Source organism: Bacillus sp. HY001 (assembly GCF_007558965.1).
In the GTDB taxonomy this organism is placed as follows: Bacteria; Bacillota; Bacilli; order Bacillales; family Bacillaceae_G; genus Bacillus_A; species Bacillus_A mobilis.
Window position 1 is genome coordinate 18,674 of record NZ_VLTE01000023.1, and the last position, 18,231, is coordinate 36,904.

Sequence of the window (18,231 nt, forward strand, 5' to 3'; positions counted from 1 at the left end):
AACAGATGCCTCCCATAAGCACTTTTTCGTGTTGCTTTACCAAGCCATCGCTGATATTTCCAATCGGTTCCTTATCGTTAGAGAAGCCCGCCTAAATCTCTATCTTTATTTTGTTTAACAACGGCTCGGTCCAGCTGCTGTTTCGTGGCAGCATCCAGAAGGTGGACTTCTATTTCCGGATAGCCGTCAAACGTATATTCTTTGGTAATCCGCTCATTCCGTTGAATGATGAATATATCGCTTCTGTTCACCTGCGTTTTGTTCGCAAAGAAGACCAGATAAACCTTTCTCTCCATAGAGAACAGATCCCCAGCGCCTTTGTCGGCCTGAATTTTGATTGAAAACAATTCGCCGGTGACATCTTTTAAGTCTCCTTTATTTTCAATGCTAACAGGCAGCGACGCGATAGAAGCTCCGGAACGCTCCCAACAGAAATAAGGAGTTACCAGTTCCTGAGGTGATACACCTCCATGCGAAAATCCGTATAATCCAGGAGTCTTGAAAGGATTGATGTTCTTTGCAAAGTAAAGATACTCGAATTGCTTATAGCTCTTTTTAGCCTCAACCAATGCGGGAGTGAGGTCTGTTTGTTTACTTTCCGTGCGGATATAGCGTTCTGCCTTATCAAACTCGCCTTTCGGAGATATTGAAATCTTATCCGCTTCACTTAACAGTCCGGTCAGAACAAAACCATGATCTGTAATCAGGTAAACTTTTCCGTAACCGCTGGACAGGAGGAGTGAAATCTTTTCAGCGAAGAAGTCGATGGTTTCCGGGATATACTTAAGAGCTTTCTGTTGAAGCTTTTCACCCATGTCATCGATATCTTTATAAGTGCAAATCAGAAACTGTCCCGACCGGGCTTCTTCATTGACCTCATCAAGGCGAATAAAGTCGATTGTTACATTGGAATTCTGCACTGCCAGATATTTCTCTCGGTTACTCTGAACCGCTTCGGTAACGCCATTGTCCATGTAGATGCGGCTCATGTTGTTTTCGGTCTCGGAAGGGATATCGGCAAGAATTGAATCCCTTTTGAGATTTACTGGTCCTTTAACTTTGGTGGCTACCAGCTCAGCAATTTCATAGGCAACGCCATCCCCAACAATAACGGCCGTCTTCAAGCCGCCAGCTGCATCAATGATCCGCTGCAGTATCCCGGTCTGGTTTTCTTTATAGTCGCTCCAGTGTTCAAACCATTTGTCCAGAAAAACAGAGCTATGCTCTTTGTAGAGCTCCTGAAATGGTTCGAGGAGCTCTTTTTTATTAAGGAACTCTGCATACAGATTGCGAATGGCAGTATCCAGCTTGCAGAAATGTTTTTTATAGAACTCGACACACTCGCTGAACGAACTCAGGTAGGTAATATCCTTGGAGTCAAACTCCAGTAGTGCAATCACATCATTCCAAAAGAGAATACCAAGCGTCTGAGCCTGTCTGCTCTGATTACGCTGGCGTAATTTGGCAAGGATATTTGGAATCGAAGCTTTATCTGAAAGGTTTTTTCCGATTTCAGCCATCCATCTTTCATCCACCTGAATGAAGGGATGATGTATGCTGACTTTCCAGATATCCAGTTCTGTCGAGAGTGTATAACCGCCAAGATACTCGTTAAACGAATCTCGGTAGGAAACTGAGTCGAGCCAGTTTTGATAAACAGACTGGAGCGTCTTGTTGCAGTTTCCTTCAGCCAAACCATCAAGCATGGCCTTTACTACTTCACCAGCAAGTGTAGTTGCAGGCTTAAGCAGATAATCCTGTCCAAGCAGCTCATTGACTTTTTGGTAAAATGCTTCCCGAAGTTGCGCATCGTATTTTTCTTTTGAGTAGGTATCAGGATCATGAACAAAAGGCAGAAGCTCTTTGTTTAGGTCAAAAATTTCTGCCGCACCCTTATGACTAAGATCTATCCAGTAAGCTCGATCTTTACCAACGCTGACTTTTGCGGCGGCAATCAGCTCTTCCTTTTTGAGATTGATATTTAGATTCAGGGTCTGATGAACCTTGTCCTTGATGTAGCTCTGCAAGTAGCGGATTTCCAGACACCCGCAGGTCTCGCAATATTCACGGATGAACTTTAGCTCATCTTTTTTCGAACGAGTATAAATGAGGAACCTCTCATTACTGGGCTGTGTTTTCTCGATGAGATATTTCACATGCAGTTCTTCCAACTCGGAATTTGTTTGATAGATGGTAAACTCACCTTCGACAGTTTTTAGTAAAAACTCCGCGTCGCCCGATTCATCAATGAACACCGCCACCGAATGACGGTCGTAAATATTCAGCAGATCATTTTTAAACAATATGTCAATCATAGTCGGCTCTCCCTACCAATCCGCATTAAGGTACTTTTTAAGTTGACCTGCATTGAGTACCTCATAAGGAATCATTCTCTTTTTTTGCAATGGAGCAATATTTTTGCCGACACCGTCGTCGAGAACAGGCGAGTATCCTTCAGCAAGCAGTTCATCAATCTTAACTTTGAAGGCTTCAATCTCTTTGAGCTGTCTGAAGATGCGGTCTTTTTCGTTCTGTGCTTCGGCACTTTCATTACCTGCTAAATCGCTTTGACGATTAACCAATGAGCGTTCCCGATGCTCGATATAGACCGAGCGCAGGCGCAGCAGTTTGTCACGGCTCCATTTGTAGATGATAATGTAACAATCAAAACCTTGTTCTGGCCCACTAGAAAGATGCCAGATAAACGGTGTCTTCGGTAGATACATAAACAGGTTCAAGTGATCAGATAGCTCCGCGAAGAAAAACTTATTCAAGTACTCATGGATTGAACGGCCGAGGACTGTATCAAAACTGGAGTATTGGGCCGTACTGAAACCTTTTTCGCGAAATTTCCCCTCAATACGATCCAGCAATACCTTTTCCCCAGCATTAGGTACCAGCGGGACGATGCCGTCTTCATCCTCCATAAGGATTTCCCGGACCATATCAGCCAGAAACTCAATCGCCAGTGTGTGCATCCGCTGCTGCGGAATCACATTACTCTGTTTGAACCAGTACCAGACATTAATAGGGTTGACCTGATGGCGAATGCAAAACTCTTCTAGATCGTTGTTCTTCTGGTAAAGGGTTGGGAAGCCGCTTTCGATCTCCTCACACTCTTCGGCAGTGAATTCTCTGGTTGGGAGTGACTCGATGAAATCGCGGATCGTATCCAATGGATATTCTTTGGTCGCTTCTGTTTCTGCAAGATAGACTTCCCTGGCTTCAGCAAGTACCGGAAGTCCACCAATACTTTCTCCTTCTTTGGCCAGTACCATGGCTTTGTCAATGTCAGGTAGCGTTACGTTTGATAGAATCTCTCCATCAATTATGGCTTCGTTAATTAAGCTTTGAGCCAACAAATGATTTTCTGTCCAGAAAAATGATTTAATAGATGCCTTAAAATCATCTAGTTTAAAAAACAATGGCGACCTTGTGTAGTTATCCTCAATAATGGAATAACTGAGCAGATGGTCAGAAATTTGGATGTTTCGTTCGACTAAGGACTCTATGTGGCTAATAGCCGTTTGCCTAATGTCGAGTAAAGGTATCCTATTTAAGTCCCCCTGAGTCGTGTTAACAGTAGGGTTTAAACAGTTGATTATATATGAAACCAACTTCGAGTTTAAATAGCCTAAGCAATAGAAGTTAGAGTATTTGGTGTCGATTTGATGTATTCCAGGGCCGCCTCCGCTTATTACAGCACTTGATGGAAGCGTCCGAAAAGTTGTGCCTTTAGAACCGCTACTGCTGTAGGTCAATCCTTCAACAAAGTAATACTGCTGATTTCTTAACACTGCCTTCTTGAAGGATTTAAGCTCAGCGCCATCGTTTTTCCAGTTTACACAAAGCCACAAATTGCCAGACCACTTTTTAAAGGGCCCACCTTTTGGAAAACGAGCCCAATCACTTTTCTGGGAGCTCTCTCCTCTAAATATATCATTAGAATTCAATTCCCAGTTGAATCTAAGAAACCTTTCTCCGTTGGATACTGACATTCCTTGAGATACTTTAAAGAATTTATCAATAGAAACATTTTCAAACTTCTCCCGAAATTCATCGGAAATCCAGTAAATGAAGGGCCAGGACTTGATGATCTTTAGTTTTGATTGGTTTAGCCTATAAACATGCTCATCCTGTATTCCATTTATGTAATTATTATATATTTTTTGGAATATATCACCTTTTTTTGTGTAATTATGATATTCCTTAAGATCAAAGTAGACGCCAATTGAATCTGAAAATCCTTTTTCAAACACATACATTACGGCATCGATAGCGACATTAGAAAATTCAAACACACCTCCCATTTCAAGTTCGGCTAAAAGATTTACATTTGATTTTAAAAGAATGTACTCTCTGATAGACTCAAATGTTTTTATATACATGAAAGTTCTTGGACTAATCATAGCAATCATGCCATTTTCATTTACCAACTCATAACATCGCTTAATAAAAGCGGCGTACAGGTTGGTGTGGAACTTGTATGGCTTTTTGTAATTGACTTCGATGAACTTCTTTAACTCAGGACCAAAGTCGGCACTGTCAGTATATGGCGGGTTGGCGGTAGCCACATCGTATTCTGTGGTAAGCAATTCAAGAAAAGTTATGGCATCCCGCGTCTTGCTGGTCAGGAAGGTACTTCCTTTAGCTTGTGCATATTGCTCGACAGCGGTCTTAAGGTTGCTGAAGAAAGTGGCCGCGAAAATCTTTTCCTCCTCAATAAAGGCTGTGGTGAATAGTGAATATTCACCGGCATCGATCTCGTTCTGAATATCATGTATTCTGGATTTGAGTTTTTCGTCTAATCGAATAAGCGAACCAAATTTATATGCATATTGCAGGTCTGACCAGACATCTGAAATGAGTTCTTGCTGGTTTTTATCTAGTTTATTTCCTTCAGTAAAAATATGCTCTACTTCCGCATAATCCGGCAGATAAAAGTCCGAGGAGACCACATTAAAGGCGAGTTCGCTAATCGTTCTGCGTTTTTTCTTTGCTTTGATAAAGAGGCCAAGCTGGGCTAGTTGAACCGCCCGGTCATCCAGATCGATTCCGTGCAGATTGTTTTCAATTATCAGCTTAGGAATATCCTTTTCATCATAATCAGCTCCATAGTTTTCGATCTGGTCGACATAGAGTTCATAGAAAAAGTCAAAGGCGTAAAGAAGGAAATTTCCCGATCCGCATGCCGGGTCTATCACCTTTAATTCATGCAGCAGCTTGGGCTTGCGCTCCTGGGTTTGGGGAGCGTTGGCAATCTTGTAACGTTCCTTGATCTCGGAATTCGGATACATTTCTAGATAAAGTTTCCCCAGAGAGTTTTCCACCAGAAACTGCACGACCCAGCGAGGTGTATAAACCTGAGACTGCAGGGAAACCTTATGGTATTCAGTTTTAGCGCCGCTGTCTTTGTGAGCCTTCTTCTTTACATTGTTATAGCTCTCATACATCCAGCCAAGGATATCATCACTTTGCCAAATATCACTGCCCACCTGAGTGTCCTTTTCCACTGCATTAAAGGTGTCGATGATTTCATTGAGACTGATGGCATCAGGTAGCAAAGCATACGGATAGGCTTTACTGTAAAGCGGAAGAGTTTCTCCTAGCTCATTAAAGGCGTGTTTAAGGTATTCACGAATGCCTTCCAGTTCTTCGGAACGCATGTGTGGGTTCATTTCCAGCCATGCCTTGTGGCCAAATGAGCGGTCGCCATGCTCTGGCTGTTTGGTCAGCACTGGTGGGAATAGCGCAGCAGCTTCCATAACTTTAACAGCAGCCAGACGGTTGAACAGTGTAAAGGTAAGCTCATCAATGAGCTTACCCCGTGCATGTTCGTAATTACCGGTTTCACCAATATGATTTTCGAGCATCTCCTCGAAACGCATTCGTTTGGTTCTAACTTCTGAAGGAAGTTTTTCAATGTCTAACTGTTTGTTCTTGCTAATACCCAGTCGGGCGAAATATTTATCAAAAGCCACCTCAATGAGGTCCCTGAGCTTATCTACATGTTCTGGTAGTTTCATATATCAACATCCTATCATATAGTTTCTATATCCAGTTCGATCTCTTCATCAGGTCTGGCAGTGGTCAATAACGCCAGTTGAGTTGTTAGGAGTGATTTGTATTCCTGGACGGTCATAACCTTGTTGGTGACCTGAAAACGAACTTTGCGCGGTTTTTTGGGTACAGGAGACTGATCTCCACCGGTTTCTGGTTCCGGCAGGGGTGCTTCTGTAACAAAACTGCTTTGAATGATTAGCAACTCGTTCTCCTTGGTAGGAGCGAGTGCTGTATAGTTCAGGATATCCGAGAGTGAGTATCCACAATTTTTACAACTAATGGAATATTCAAGTACCGGTTCTTTGATGATCCTGTCCGAGCAGTAGCGCTTAAGCTCATCCAGCATCTTCTGGTTATGCACATTCAGCTCAGCTGGATACCCCTTCAGTGTTCTAAACGCGTCATCTATTTTTCCACTGAGAAGCTGATACTCATGGCTCATTCTAGCAGCAGCGTTTTTAATCAGCTTGTAGTAACTGTCTTTAACATTCTGCACCTGCTGCTGGAGGTTGCCGAAGTTCTTGACCATGTCCCGCTTATAGAGCCGAACAAATTCTTCGTTCGCTTCATTAATCATATTCTCGGATCGGTCTGCTTTTTTGAGTTCACTCGTAACCTCTTCAATGAATCTCTTAAACTCCCTGACCTTGGAAAAGTTCTTCTTGATGAATTTCTGCGCTTTCAGTATGGTCTGAATAGCGCCTGAGAACTGATCGCTATTCGTAAGGAAGAATTCAACCCTTTCGATGTAATTGCTTTCAGTGATCTTCCCAGTAAAACTTAGTAAGGTCTGTTTCTGGTCGGCTACATTCGGGAACAGTGACTCGAATCCGTCGACCGTATCGTTCAGCGTCGCCAGTGCTTTAATAAAATGATCTGCCATGTTCCGAATGCTGTCGGCAAGATCGAAGTCGGTGGTGTTCCAGTCAACTTTTTGCCCGGTATGGACTTCAATTTCAAGGTCCATCAGTAGTTGAACGGCCAGATTTTTCTGAGCAGCCGTCAACGTCACCGTAATGGACTTGAATGAAGCAGACCTAAATTTCGTGGCATTGGTAAAGGCGTCCTGAATACCGTTCTGCTTATGAGAAAACCATGTGTCACCATTGTATTTTACAGACAAGCGACCGGCTCGAAAGAGGGCTACCAAGGTAGCTACAATCGTTCCAAATGAATATCCCCATGGCGCACCAGAGAGATCTGACTCCAGTGTGCGACCATCTACGTAACGACTTTTGATCTTGAAATTGATCTCTTCAACCACCTTCAGGTGATCACCGGTAAAATTACCGTGGCTATCGAAAAATCTGAAGTCATCACCAGAAAACAGTCGGCTTAGATCTTCTTTACGGCTGCTGAAAATTTTAGGAACCAGACCTTCAGAAAGCCCGGAAGCAAGTCTTTTTGTGTAAATATTCTTGATCATTTTACGCTGAATTTCACTGATCGTGCCTTTGAAACTGTCTGCATTAAGCAGATGCTCGTCGAACATATAGATCAATGAGGCATTGTAATATGCCTTCTCAATCTTTATCCGAAGCTCTTTTTCCTTTTCCTCGCGAATGATGGAAAAATCCCGAATAATTTGACGCTTGGCTGGATCAGATTCATTGGAATACTTTTCTTCCATGTATGAGTAGCGGCTGATTTCACCAATTAGTTTATCAATGAACTTAAACTCATTGTTGTTTGGTACCAGCGTGATGAGATCCTTTTGAAACTGGGTTTCCAGCTTGAGGTTCTCGATAAAATCCTGCCGGTTTTGACTGATGTTAAACAGGCTGTAGACTGTCAATTTCAGATGCTTGTTGCCTGAGCCGGTTAGCTCGTCATCCTGATCGGAAAGAACGCTGAATTTGAAACTGTCTGTGCCGTCATTAAAGGTGGCTACCGTGTTAAACAACTTGTAGTCCTTGATGTAGTTAATCAAAGACCGTTTCTTGCTGAATAGCTCAACATCAAACTCCTTCATCTCTTCAAGGAGCTTGCCTTCAAGGTCAGAAGTGATCTTGTAGTTGTTGTTTGAAAGCAGCAGGACTTTTGCTTCAAGCAGCAGTTCGAGAGCCCCTTCTACGACCGGCTTCACATCATAGTAGGTTGTAATGTCGGAAATGTAGCTCTTTGTAATATTCTCCACTGTTGGTGAAATAACTTCTGAATCAGCCAAAAGGTGAATAGTCTTCAGCAGCTTTTCACCGTCAATGATGTTGCTACGTTCTTTTAGTATCTTTCTTGCAGTATCGTATTTATTAACCAGTCCAATGGGAGGAGCTGTTTGTGCCTCGGTACATATGGCGTAGCCCGGGGTAAAACTGTAAAATTCCTTATCCCGCATCTGTTTTCGAAGAATATCAAAAGTTGTAATGATCATTCCACGAGCGGCGATCTGAGTGGCTACCAGCGCATTGGAGCTGAATAAAAACTTCTGAAGAATGTCGAACTGATACTTATGGAATGGATAGTAGGTTGCAAACTCATCCGCATTTGCCGTTTTAGTCGGAAATGATGATTTCAAGTTGGTTGCATCCGATACCAGTCCTTCATTTTTCTTGTGGTAATTAACGAGCTGCTGATGCCCGGCTTCTGTTTTATGAAGCAGGCGGCTTCGGATGATGACATCAACTTCTGTTGATTCAAGATGAATCTTGGTCTTAAAACGATCGGTTACCTTGGTCAGTTGACTTCGATTCACATTAGCATTGTTAATGACATCATCGAGTTTTTCCTGAGCAATCGCGATGGTCCAAACTTTGTTGCTGATACTTGAAAAAGCTTCACTAATCCCCTCCAGATCCAATAATGTGAATTTCTTCTGGCTTATAGCTTCGCTGGCTTCATCAAAAATAAAGACAAGAGTCTCCTCCGGCCGGTACTTCAAGTATTTCTCAAGCTCTGATTTAAACTTGCTCGCAGAGAAATCCTCAATAGCGGAACTGTAAACTTGATATGTTTCGGCGTAGTCAGCTTCGCTATAACCCATTTCAGCAAACACTTTCCGCATGACCTTTGCAACCATACGATTGCTGGTTTTCAACTGATCCCATTCCTGGCCCTCGAGAGATTTGGCTTTACTTTTGAACTCATCGAGTTTACCATCGATAAACAAATCAAACTCCATATAGCCATAGATATCGTCGCGGAAGCCGAGGTTTTTCAGTAAGTTGGCAAAAAGAGTGAATGCTAGGCCTTTGTCTGTGTTCTGTTTGGCTATGTCAAGGAAAACGACTCTGCTGTTGATTGTTCCAAGATTGTGGATAGAGTTTTCAATTAGACTTTCGTCCGCCACGCCTTTCAGTCGTGGGATAAATCGCTCTCTGGCAGGTGTTCCGTTAATAATCGGATTGTCGATGATATATCCCAACATCTTGCCGAAGTAGGATTTACCTGACCCATAGAAGCCGGACAACCAAACCCCAGTTTCTTTTATATTGGAGGTAAATTGGTTGGTGAAATTGTAAAGATGCCGACCAATCCCTTCGGTTACAATATAAGATTCAATTTCCTGCTGGATTTCCAGTTCGGAACGATCCTCTAGATCGATCACATTTTTTATATCTTCCTGAAGATCCAGTGTCAGTATTTCGTTTATTTTTGTCATGAACAGTCTCCTCATTTCACCAACATGCAACGATATTTTGATGCATGTTTGAAGTTCAAAAAGTAAATGTTGTCATTCTCAATTTTTGATGGATAAAATATCAGAAGAGGATGAGGCAGATTCATAACGGTCTTATTCTCCATGATATTTACATTCTCGATTCCTGTACCAAAGAGACAACCGGTTCTTATTAGAATGGGAATCTTGTCATTCTGACAAGCTTTCTCAATTTCGCCAACAATCAGGTCAAATAGATCAATTGTAGGATCATCAGAACGAAAGATTAGGTGGGGAGTATTCTTAAAGTCACTATAATACTCTTTAAATGATTCCCAACCATCCTCATCAATGAATTGAACCAGTAGCTTGCTGACATCAATAAATACAGCCTTATCAGTATATAGTTCTTTCGACTTTTCTATATACAACTGTTCTTCATCAGGCGGGTATGAGAACAAGATACTGTTCCCGCCATTTGCCTGCCGCCGAAGCTGATCTTGGTTTGCTATATGAAATTTCAAGTCTGTAAATTTTTGTTGATGATCAGTTATATAAGACATCACATACTCCTTTATAGCTTTGGGTTAATTCGATGTTCAAAGCAACACCGTTGAAATTCATATTAAAGAAGCCTTTCAAAGAGAGCTTTTTAAGCCGGTTCTGAATATCTTCTGAAGAAATAAAGCTGATAGGAAGCAGCTCATTAGTCAAGATATTACTAGTGCTAGGAGAGAATAATTTTGCAAAGTAAAGAAAGAGCACTTGCGCTTCCGAAGATGGACGTATATGCTTGTATGACTTTACCCTCTCGGAGCTTAGAAAACCGAACTTACTCATCAAATTGAGGTATTTGGTCGAAAGCGTGTTAATTGTGTTTTCTGACCAACTGATCTGCTGTGATTCATTTTGCAGAAGAAATTCTTTTAGATAGGCGCCAATATCATCCTTGGAGATGCTGGTGCGTCCCGAGTAAAAAGTTTTCACAAAAACCCTTGATGTGATTTCTCGAAATAATCTATTGTTCAAAGCAAACTGCCAAACCAGAATCAACTCTTTGTCCCGTAGTGGCACGCGTTCGCTAAAAATCCCCTTAATGAGCTCCTGATGATCCTCGTTCTTAAACTGCAAAAATCCTTTTCTTATCTCGCGTTCAATCCTTGTTCGGCTTTTTTCAGTACGCAGATTAAATTCATTCCGCTGATTAACGAGTTCTTCTAGTGAATCGGATTGACTGAAATGTGAATCTATGGCCTTGAAAATGACCGTTATATCCCTCAGCCCACCAATAACGTTTATTGCGGTATCATATACGCCAAGTTCTCTTGTGTTATTAAAATCTTCCATTAATTATTGTTCATCCTTTTCGGGTTGTCAGCTGCACCACCAGAGCGAACCCATTTATCTACCTCGTTTTGTTTAAACATCCAACGGCGTCCTACCCGGTGGCCTGGCATTTCCCGTTGCTCGATCCACTTGTAAACAGTCTCGTTGCTCACACTGAGATATTTGCAAATGTCATCGACTGTAAGCCATCGTTCTTCCATAGTCTCGTCCTCTCTTATTCATGAGGTTATTGCATTAACTCCAGATGCCAGGAGTGAAGTACATCTGAATTCGAACGTAATCCCCCTAATATATCCTTATAATATAACTGATTGTAGACCCAAATCAAGTTAATTATTGTCGAATAGTGCCGATGACACTGATGTTAACCCTATTTTCCTGAGATCAACCAATCTTAAGCCTTACAGTACTTCATAGATTATGTCCAATTATCAATTTTATCTCGGAATTGACAGAGTTTCTTCACAAGTTCTGCCTACTTCTGTTTTCTAAGTAACGATAAACCATGGTACGAGAAATTCCCCACATTTTCGCAATATCCTTAATAGGTGTTCCGTTCGCTGTAAGGGTTCTAAACATCTCTAATTCCTTGTTGTCTAACTTTTCTGGCCTTCCACCTAATCCGTCCTCTTGCCCTTGCAGCCGCGCGACCAGCCACAGAACGATCTTGAATGGGATAGGGAAAGAATTCCTTCTTTTTGGGGCCACTCAAAACAAGAGAGATTTTTATAAAGATCTTCGTTACAAGACGGTCACTTTTTGAGTGGCTATTATTCATGTGTAAATTCATTACAGAACAGATCTTCCGTTAACTTTTCAAATCGGATACATTAGATTTTGTTTACGGAACACATTTGGAATACGAGGTCTGTGTAGTAATGGAACAAGAACGGCAATAAGGCTTAATCACATTATCAAAAACGAACGCTTTTGTTACAACATTGGTTTCAAGAAGCGTTAGCCTTTATTTAGCCAATTTAGCTGTAACAAAATACTGTATCAAAAATAATTCGTAACATTATTTATCACAATCCTTTTTGTTACGCTAGAAACCCTTTTATATCAAGCCTTCTTTTTCTTAGCATGGTTTTTATATTAGAACGCTGGCGGTACCCCTTATATCGTAAGATACAAAAGAACAATGGAATTGAGTAGCATCCATTGGACAAATCAATACAAAGGTCATTGAAGATAATTATGAGGATGTTTTGCGATTAGCCCATTCAATAAGAGAAGGAACAGTCTCAGCATCCCTTATTATGGGGAAATTAGGTTCTTACTCAAGACAAAACAGCTTAGCTACAGCCTTACGAGAAATGGGGCCAATAGAAAAAACGATCTTTATTCTTAATTACATTTCGGATGAATCTCTGAGAAGAAAAATACAAAGAGGATTGAATAAAGGAGAAGCCATGAATGGACTGGCAAGAGCTATTTCCTTTGGAAAACAAGGAGAGGTTAGGGAAAGAACCATACAGCATCAGCTTCAAAGAGCCAGTACTTTAAATATAATTATCAATGCCATTAGTATCTGGAATACTCTACATCTAACAAAAGCAGTTGAATATCAGAAACGGACAGGTAGTTTTAATGAGGACTTATTACACCATATGTCACCTTTAGGCTGGGAACATATTAATTTGTTAGGAGAATACCATTTTAATTCGGATAAATTGATCTCATTATATTCTTTAAGACCACTAAAACTTTCTTAACGTTGTTAAAAACGGGGGAATCGTCAGAAAAATGGGCTTAGCGTTGTAAATCCGCATTTCTCTGACGGTACCCCGTATATAAATCAAACTTAACTAGGTATCCAACGGCCACTTTCGTAATTCGCGGAATACGCCCATCCAGTCGCATTCCATATTGTATCGAAGATCGGTTTAATTGTCTGAGATATATCTATATCAAAGGACTCGACAATAATTTCTGGAACAATTAAAAAATCCCTCTCAATAGGACTGGAGTCTTTAATGGTAAATCCTTTAACATTAATTAAACTTACCATTAATACGAAAGGTAGTTCAGTTTGTAATAACTTATGAATTTCTATATAACGCTGTACAGTTGAGATAAGTTCTCTTTCAATAGTGTTAATTCTAAAATTTTGTTTGTCTTTTTTTATTATAGAAGCATTTACTGATTCAATACTTCCATCTCTAAATACCTGTAAGTATGAATCATTACATACTTTATTACTATTATTATAGTAAGTAACATAGCCATCGAAGTTATATCTTAAGTCTGATATACCACCTCCTATTGGTTCCAAATATACGGAATTTTCAGGAAGGAGCGACAAGTCAACTACATTACTAGAGCTATATGCAGAAATTGGTACACTATGTAAAATAATTTTAGGGTTATCCTCTAAAGTTATTGGCATCTCATTTGCAATTACGTTTCCGATTCTCGAAGTGCGAAAACCCCTAATCCTATCAAAGGTTCTTTCAGAAGCTACAAATGTTGATCTTATCTCATTATAATCAAGTGGATATTTTCCGTTTGAAGTTCTAGAATAAATTTCAAACCGTTCGTTTGTGAGCTTCGTTGCATGTGGAGATATCCAACTATTAGGAATATAGATTACGATTAATACGTCTTTTTCTACGTTTATTGGTACCGTAGTTACTCCTGGAATTCTTGGTTCTATTTTACTTCTTATCATAGACTCTAGCCTTAGGATTTCTTGGTCTACATTCACTTGCAGAGGACTAAACCCTACAGGTTCGCCGGAATCATTAGTTTCTACCCCATAAATAATATAACCACCAGAAGCATTCGCAAATGAAGAAACATCACGCCCAAATTCGACTTTATCCTTATCTCCTTGTCCTGGCAACTCTTTTTTATATTCAATTCTTTTATTTTCAATAACTTTTCCATCAATTAATTCTTGTATATCTTCCTCCTGAATTGATTGAGGTGATTTATTAAAAATTTTCATTTTTTAACCCTTCTTTTCAGTGAGATTCTATTTACAGGTTTTTTTCAATTAACACCCTAACTCTAAGACTACCTTCTTCGAAAATCCTTATTTAAAATTCCAAGATTCAATGAATCTTTATTATAGACAAACGGAGTGTAGTTTGATGATGCCTCTTCAAAATCATCATCATCCTCTTCCCATTCCATCATTTCAAAGAAAGTATCGTTAGCTGTCCTGGATTCACGCCCAAATTCACCAATATAAATAACCCCAGCATTATCTGGATCTGACACAACCTTATAAAATTCTTCAACAATTGCTGCAGCCATGGGCCCCTCGTATGGCCAAGATATAATTAAGACACTACTATCCTTACCATAATTTCTTATGGCGGTTAATGCGTCTTCCTTTTTAATATCAAAGACAGGCTTAAGATTCTTACTTATGTTCAACTTTTTTCGCGTCCCTGCTTCTTGGCAATCATCACTCTCAAATAAAGAGTAATCATCTGAAGCAATGACTGTAACACCTTGTTCCGATAATGCTTTAGCCAAAAAACCTCTTCCAGCTAAAACCTCTAAACACTTTTTATCTCCAATCCAATCAGCTAAAGGTTTAACCCAATCTAATGAGACATGAGCAAACATGCCTTCACTGATACATTGGTTCTTATAGGAAATTGCTTTTTCTGGACTTGAAAGGCTTGGCATTGTTTCTAAAACTGTATACGTGACCATCTTCTTACCCTCCCCAATGAGCTTATTGCTTAATTATGTTATCTATGGATTATAAAAAAGTCTTTGTAATCGTATCCTTTTTTATTTGTGTTCCAGGTAAACTAGATAACGTAGGCTTATATATTTAGTGGCCAAAAATTTTATCGCATAGAACTTGGTATTCTAAAAGTCATTGCTTTGTATAAAGGCATCAATACCTCATATAGTTTCATTGCTTCTTTAAGGATGCTTCCTCTTGTTTTAATTCTCTCATCATCTAATTCAAAATGGCACATACAAAAACTTTCGAGTCCATCTTCATCGTATTTATTATAAAAGTCAAGGAACTCATTCGGGGTCCCTTTATCTATTTCAAAGCGGTACTTAGACGTATCGTTTTTAGCATCATAAAAATGCCATATAAGTTTATTTCCAACGAGGCTGTTATAGTTCCCAGAGATGTCATCTTTAATTTCATTCCATTTTTCACGGACATGATAACGATCAATTCCATCATGCGCCGTGCCATGAAACATCCCCAAATCAATTCCATTAGAAACGAAGGAAATCTGAAAACATGCATGTTTGTGGAATTGTTCAATCGGATCTTTATTCCCCCTCCTATTTTTTCGCACTACACTTCCATAAGGATTTAACTCGCCCTTGTGCTTGCCATATCTGACCCATATTGCCCCTACACGCCAATGATTAAAGACAGAGGGGATAATTCCACTCGCAATATAATCCTTGTGATAATGCGGGTGCAAATCCCATTTTTTAACCATCGGTTCTATTTCTTTATGAAGGGCTAACAACTTATCTTGAATCACTTTTCTTCTCTTAATTGACGCAGAGTTAGAAGCCTTATACCATTCCTTTGAAACAGTAATATAATCATCAACATCAAAATAAAACCCACTCAAATCAGGATATGTTTTCATTTTGTATTGTTTTTCTTTGATATTTTCAAGATCTCTCTGAAGTGTTTCATTATTCTTTTGAATTTTTGAAGGAAGCGTTTTTTGATGTGATTGGTAAAGAGCTATTACTTCTTCAGTTACTTCAATACAATTAACTGAAAGATGCTCCCAGAAATCACATATTGGCGAATGCTCTAAAACATCTTTTGACATGCATTCAAAGTTGCGAGAGATACCACCTTCGGTCAGGTTCGCAGAACCATGGTAAAAGACTACATTATCTTCACAATGAAATTCATAAATCTTACTATGCAGAAAAGGATCCACGACCAAAAAGGCTTTGGAAAATGAGCACATTACTTCTAAGATGTCAGCTGGCTTTGTGTCATTAAAATCAATACTACAGTAGACAATGATGTCATCCCTTTTAAGATTAATCTCTTTGCACAATTCCCTTAGATATTCAATACCTGTTGGTGATAAATATGCACTTGAAATGACGATCTTTTTTGGCTTATTTTTCACCACTTCATATTCGATATCATCCCAAAAAGTATGCTGTCTCCAAAAGTATGTACTCATTTAACCACTCCATTATCAAAAAATAGTGTCTAAAATTACTTTAATATCATCATATTAACTTAGTGTATTTTACTACTGATTCAAACAATAAGTGATGGTTTTGCCTAGTGTACTTTTTGGTAAAATACGATCTTTCTGTTCATGAAGCCATGCTGAAAAAGGTCCAGAATGGGCCTGCTTCTTTCAACTCTCTGCTTATATCGCTCGGTAGGCTTGACATGTTTGAGCTTCCTTTCAATCAAATAGAGTTGATTATTAGGTGTTTTTTCGCTAGACGTACCAAACCGTTTTTGTTGGCTAAGACGAAATTGTTCTTCATACCATCTCACTTTTGCCGTGAGTTCCTCTACTTGAACTTGAAGTGATTCAATTGTGGGTTGGCTTGAATGTGAAGGTGTTGTTTTCATAGATAAATCCATTCGACAAAATCATTCAAATTCCTTTTTCATATATGATTTTTTATAGAATGGTTCTCGCATGTACAGCTTGATGCCCTTGTTTTTGTTGAAAAGCAAACCCAGCAAGAAGCCATCTCAATTGTCGTCTTGATATGGTAAGTGGTACACTTGGATGCCCAGTTGGCCAATAAAACGTTCTCTTTTCCAATCTGCGATAGTGCAACCAGAAACCATAATGTTCCCAAACAAGAATTTTTAGTTTATCGCGTGAGCGATTACAAAAAACAAATAACAAATAACAAATAACAAATAAAAAAGAAGAAAAGGGGTCTAACTCAAATTCTTCTTTTACAATAGCCGCTAGCCCATCAATCGATTTACGTAAATCTGTTGCCCCTTGTGCAAGATATACTTTTTCAATCGCTACTTCTGATATCATTGTTGTTTCACCGTCTGCATCACTTGTAGGAGCACCTGTGGAGTAAAGGGCACATCCAGTTCAATGGTTGCTTCTTTCATATGAATTCGAATGGTGGCACGTATTTTTTCTTCTACGAAAGGGACATTCATAGAAATCCAATTCACACGCTCATTTTTATTCTGATCTTCCGTTTGAGGTGATAATTTTTTCAACCAATAATGAAGCCGATGAGCCGGTAGGTTCTGTTTTTTACACCAAGCAACTTTTGATAACCCACTGTTTTTATAGTCTTGAATATAAGCTTTCCATTCTTTTTCTAATAGATGTTTTTCCATAAAAAAAACCTCCACATGTAGTATGTAAGGAGATTATCTCATGGGCTATTTACAAATGGCAGGTGAGGATTATTTGACGCTTACGTATCTTTCTTGCCTCACTTGCACAGAATTTTATAAAGTAATTTGCCCAACCACGTAAGATTGGATTCATAATGTCTGCTAGTTCCTCTAATGAGTATAGTTTATTCCACTTTCTTATCTCGCGGATTTTATCTTTAAGGTCTTGTCCAGCACTTTTACTAACTGCAAGAATGTTCCATATTTACTCTTGGCCCATCTCCTTCGAAATGTGTAGCCTAAAAAGCCAAACGATTCATGCTCATGTCGTTTTGAAAAATTATCACTTCTACAGTAGACGACTTTCGTCTTTTCTGGATGTAGCTCTAACTCACATGACATCATTCTTCCTTGGAGCTTTTCTAAGAGTCTTTCTGCTTCCTCTTTGGTTTGACAATGTATCACTGCATCATCGGCATACCTTGCCCAAGGGTTCGATGGATGTTTTATTTCCATCCATCGGTCAAATACATAGTGTAAAAAGAGATTCGCAAGTACAGGGCTTATAACACCACCTTGCGGTGTTCCAGAATTTCGTTCTCTTATCGTTCCGTCAGGCATTAATATTGGAGCCTTTAAGAATCGTTCAATATAGAGAATTATCCAATTATTGTTAGTGTGCCTATGGACAGCTTTCATCATCAGCTCGTGGTCAATGTTGTCAAATAACCCTTTGATATCAAATTCAATTAACCATGCCATTTCCCAACATCTTTTTCGAGTTATTCCCACTGCATCAATGGCAGAGCGATTAGGTCTATATCCATAAGAATCAGCACAGAATATCGGTTCAACAAGTGGCTCAAAATTCATACGAACTACCATTTAGGCAATTCTACCACTAATAGTTGGAATACCTAGC

General features: G+C 39.6%; 13 protein-coding genes and 3 pseudogenes. 1 reads left to right on the forward strand and 15 read right to left on the reverse strand.

The features are described from left to right. Window positions 1–77: 77 nt before the first annotated feature. The 7 genes and pseudogenes from FOT98_RS12795 to FOT98_RS32910 form a co-directional block, all read right to left on the reverse strand. Entirely contained in the window at window positions 78–2,315 is a 2,238-nt protein-coding gene (locus FOT98_RS12795) for a PglZ domain-containing protein (protein ID WP_071742539.1), read from the reverse strand. Window positions 2,316–2,327: 12 nt separating this feature from the next. Continuing rightward, window positions 2,328–6,026, reverse strand: coding sequence for a BREX-1 system adenine-specific DNA-methyltransferase PglX (pglX, locus tag FOT98_RS12800; RefSeq protein ID WP_071742541.1), 3,699 nt, complete (start codon window positions 6,024–6,026; stop codon window positions 2,328–2,330). Window positions 6,027–6,040: 14 nt separating this feature from the next. Then, window positions 6,041–9,661 carry a BREX system P-loop protein BrxC gene (gene brxC, locus FOT98_RS12805; RefSeq protein WP_071742543.1) on the reverse strand — a complete coding sequence of 1,207 codons (3,621 nt, stop codon included), beginning with the start codon at window positions 9,659–9,661 and terminating at the stop codon, window positions 6,041–6,043. A gap of 11 nt (window positions 9,662–9,672) precedes the next feature. After that, window positions 9,673–10,221 (reverse strand): hypothetical protein, encoded by a 549-nt coding sequence (locus FOT98_RS12810; RefSeq protein ID WP_071742545.1) that lies wholly within the window; start codon window positions 10,219–10,221, stop codon window positions 9,673–9,675. Further along, window positions 10,205–11,005 (reverse strand): BrxA family protein, encoded by an 801-nt coding sequence (locus FOT98_RS12815; RefSeq protein ID WP_071742547.1) that lies wholly within the window; start codon window positions 11,003–11,005, stop codon window positions 10,205–10,207. The genes FOT98_RS12810 and FOT98_RS12815 overlap by 17 nt, the downstream gene beginning before the upstream one ends. Further along, a complete protein-coding gene (locus FOT98_RS12820) occupies window positions 11,005–11,205 on the reverse strand; it encodes a helix-turn-helix domain-containing protein (protein ID WP_071742549.1) in 201 nt (66 codons plus the stop codon). The genes FOT98_RS12815 and FOT98_RS12820 overlap by 1 nt, the downstream gene beginning before the upstream one ends. Window positions 11,206–11,467: 262 nt before the next feature. Continuing rightward, window positions 11,468–11,696 (reverse strand): annotated as a pseudogene (locus FOT98_RS32910) (helix-turn-helix domain-containing protein); the annotation flags it as partial. A gap of 472 nt (window positions 11,697–12,168) precedes the next feature. Between FOT98_RS32910 and FOT98_RS12830 the strand changes: the two are divergent. Further along, window positions 12,169–12,720, forward strand: a pseudogene (locus FOT98_RS12830) (Tn3 family transposase); the annotation flags it as partial. Between the two features lie 89 nt (window positions 12,721–12,809). Here FOT98_RS12830 and FOT98_RS12835 read toward each other — a convergent pair. From FOT98_RS12835 to FOT98_RS32355, 8 genes and pseudogenes are all read right to left on the reverse strand, one after another. Beyond that, on the reverse strand, window positions 12,810–13,955 hold the full coding sequence (locus FOT98_RS12835; protein WP_071742553.1) for an AlbA family DNA-binding domain-containing protein: 1,146 nt from the start codon (window positions 13,953–13,955) through the stop codon (window positions 12,810–12,812). Between the two features lie 68 nt (window positions 13,956–14,023). Then, window positions 14,024–14,674, reverse strand: coding sequence for a hypothetical protein (locus tag FOT98_RS12840; RefSeq protein ID WP_071742555.1), 651 nt, complete (start codon window positions 14,672–14,674; stop codon window positions 14,024–14,026). 140 nt (window positions 14,675–14,814) lie between these two features. After that, a complete protein-coding gene (locus FOT98_RS12845) occupies window positions 14,815–16,155 on the reverse strand; it encodes a phospholipase D family protein (RefSeq protein ID WP_071742557.1) in 1,341 nt (446 codons plus the stop codon). A gap of 254 nt (window positions 16,156–16,409) precedes the next feature. After that, a pseudogene (locus FOT98_RS32345) lies at window positions 16,410–16,562 on the reverse strand (IS66 family transposase); the annotation flags it as partial. Between the two features lie 52 nt (window positions 16,563–16,614). Next, window positions 16,615–16,992: an IS66 family insertion sequence element accessory protein TnpB gene (gene tnpB / locus FOT98_RS12855; RefSeq protein WP_071742559.1), complete on the reverse strand. Its 378-nt coding sequence runs from the start codon at window positions 16,990–16,992 to the stop codon at window positions 16,615–16,617. Then, window positions 16,989–17,309, reverse strand: coding sequence for an IS66 family insertion sequence element accessory protein TnpA (gene tnpA, locus FOT98_RS12860; RefSeq protein WP_071742561.1), 321 nt, complete (start codon window positions 17,307–17,309; stop codon window positions 16,989–16,991). The genes tnpB and tnpA overlap by 4 nt, the downstream gene beginning before the upstream one ends. A 49-nt stretch (window positions 17,310–17,358) precedes the next feature. Further along, complete coding sequence (locus FOT98_RS33410; RefSeq protein WP_186292111.1) at window positions 17,359–17,574, reverse strand: group II intron maturase-specific domain-containing protein; 216 nt, start codon at window positions 17,572–17,574, stop codon at window positions 17,359–17,361. After that, window positions 17,508–18,182 carry a reverse transcriptase domain-containing protein gene (locus FOT98_RS32355; RefSeq protein ID WP_222104671.1) on the reverse strand — a complete coding sequence of 225 codons (675 nt, stop codon included), beginning with the start codon at window positions 18,180–18,182 and terminating at the stop codon, window positions 17,508–17,510. The genes FOT98_RS33410 and FOT98_RS32355 overlap by 67 nt, the downstream gene beginning before the upstream one ends. Window positions 18,183–18,231: the final 49 nt, after the last annotated feature.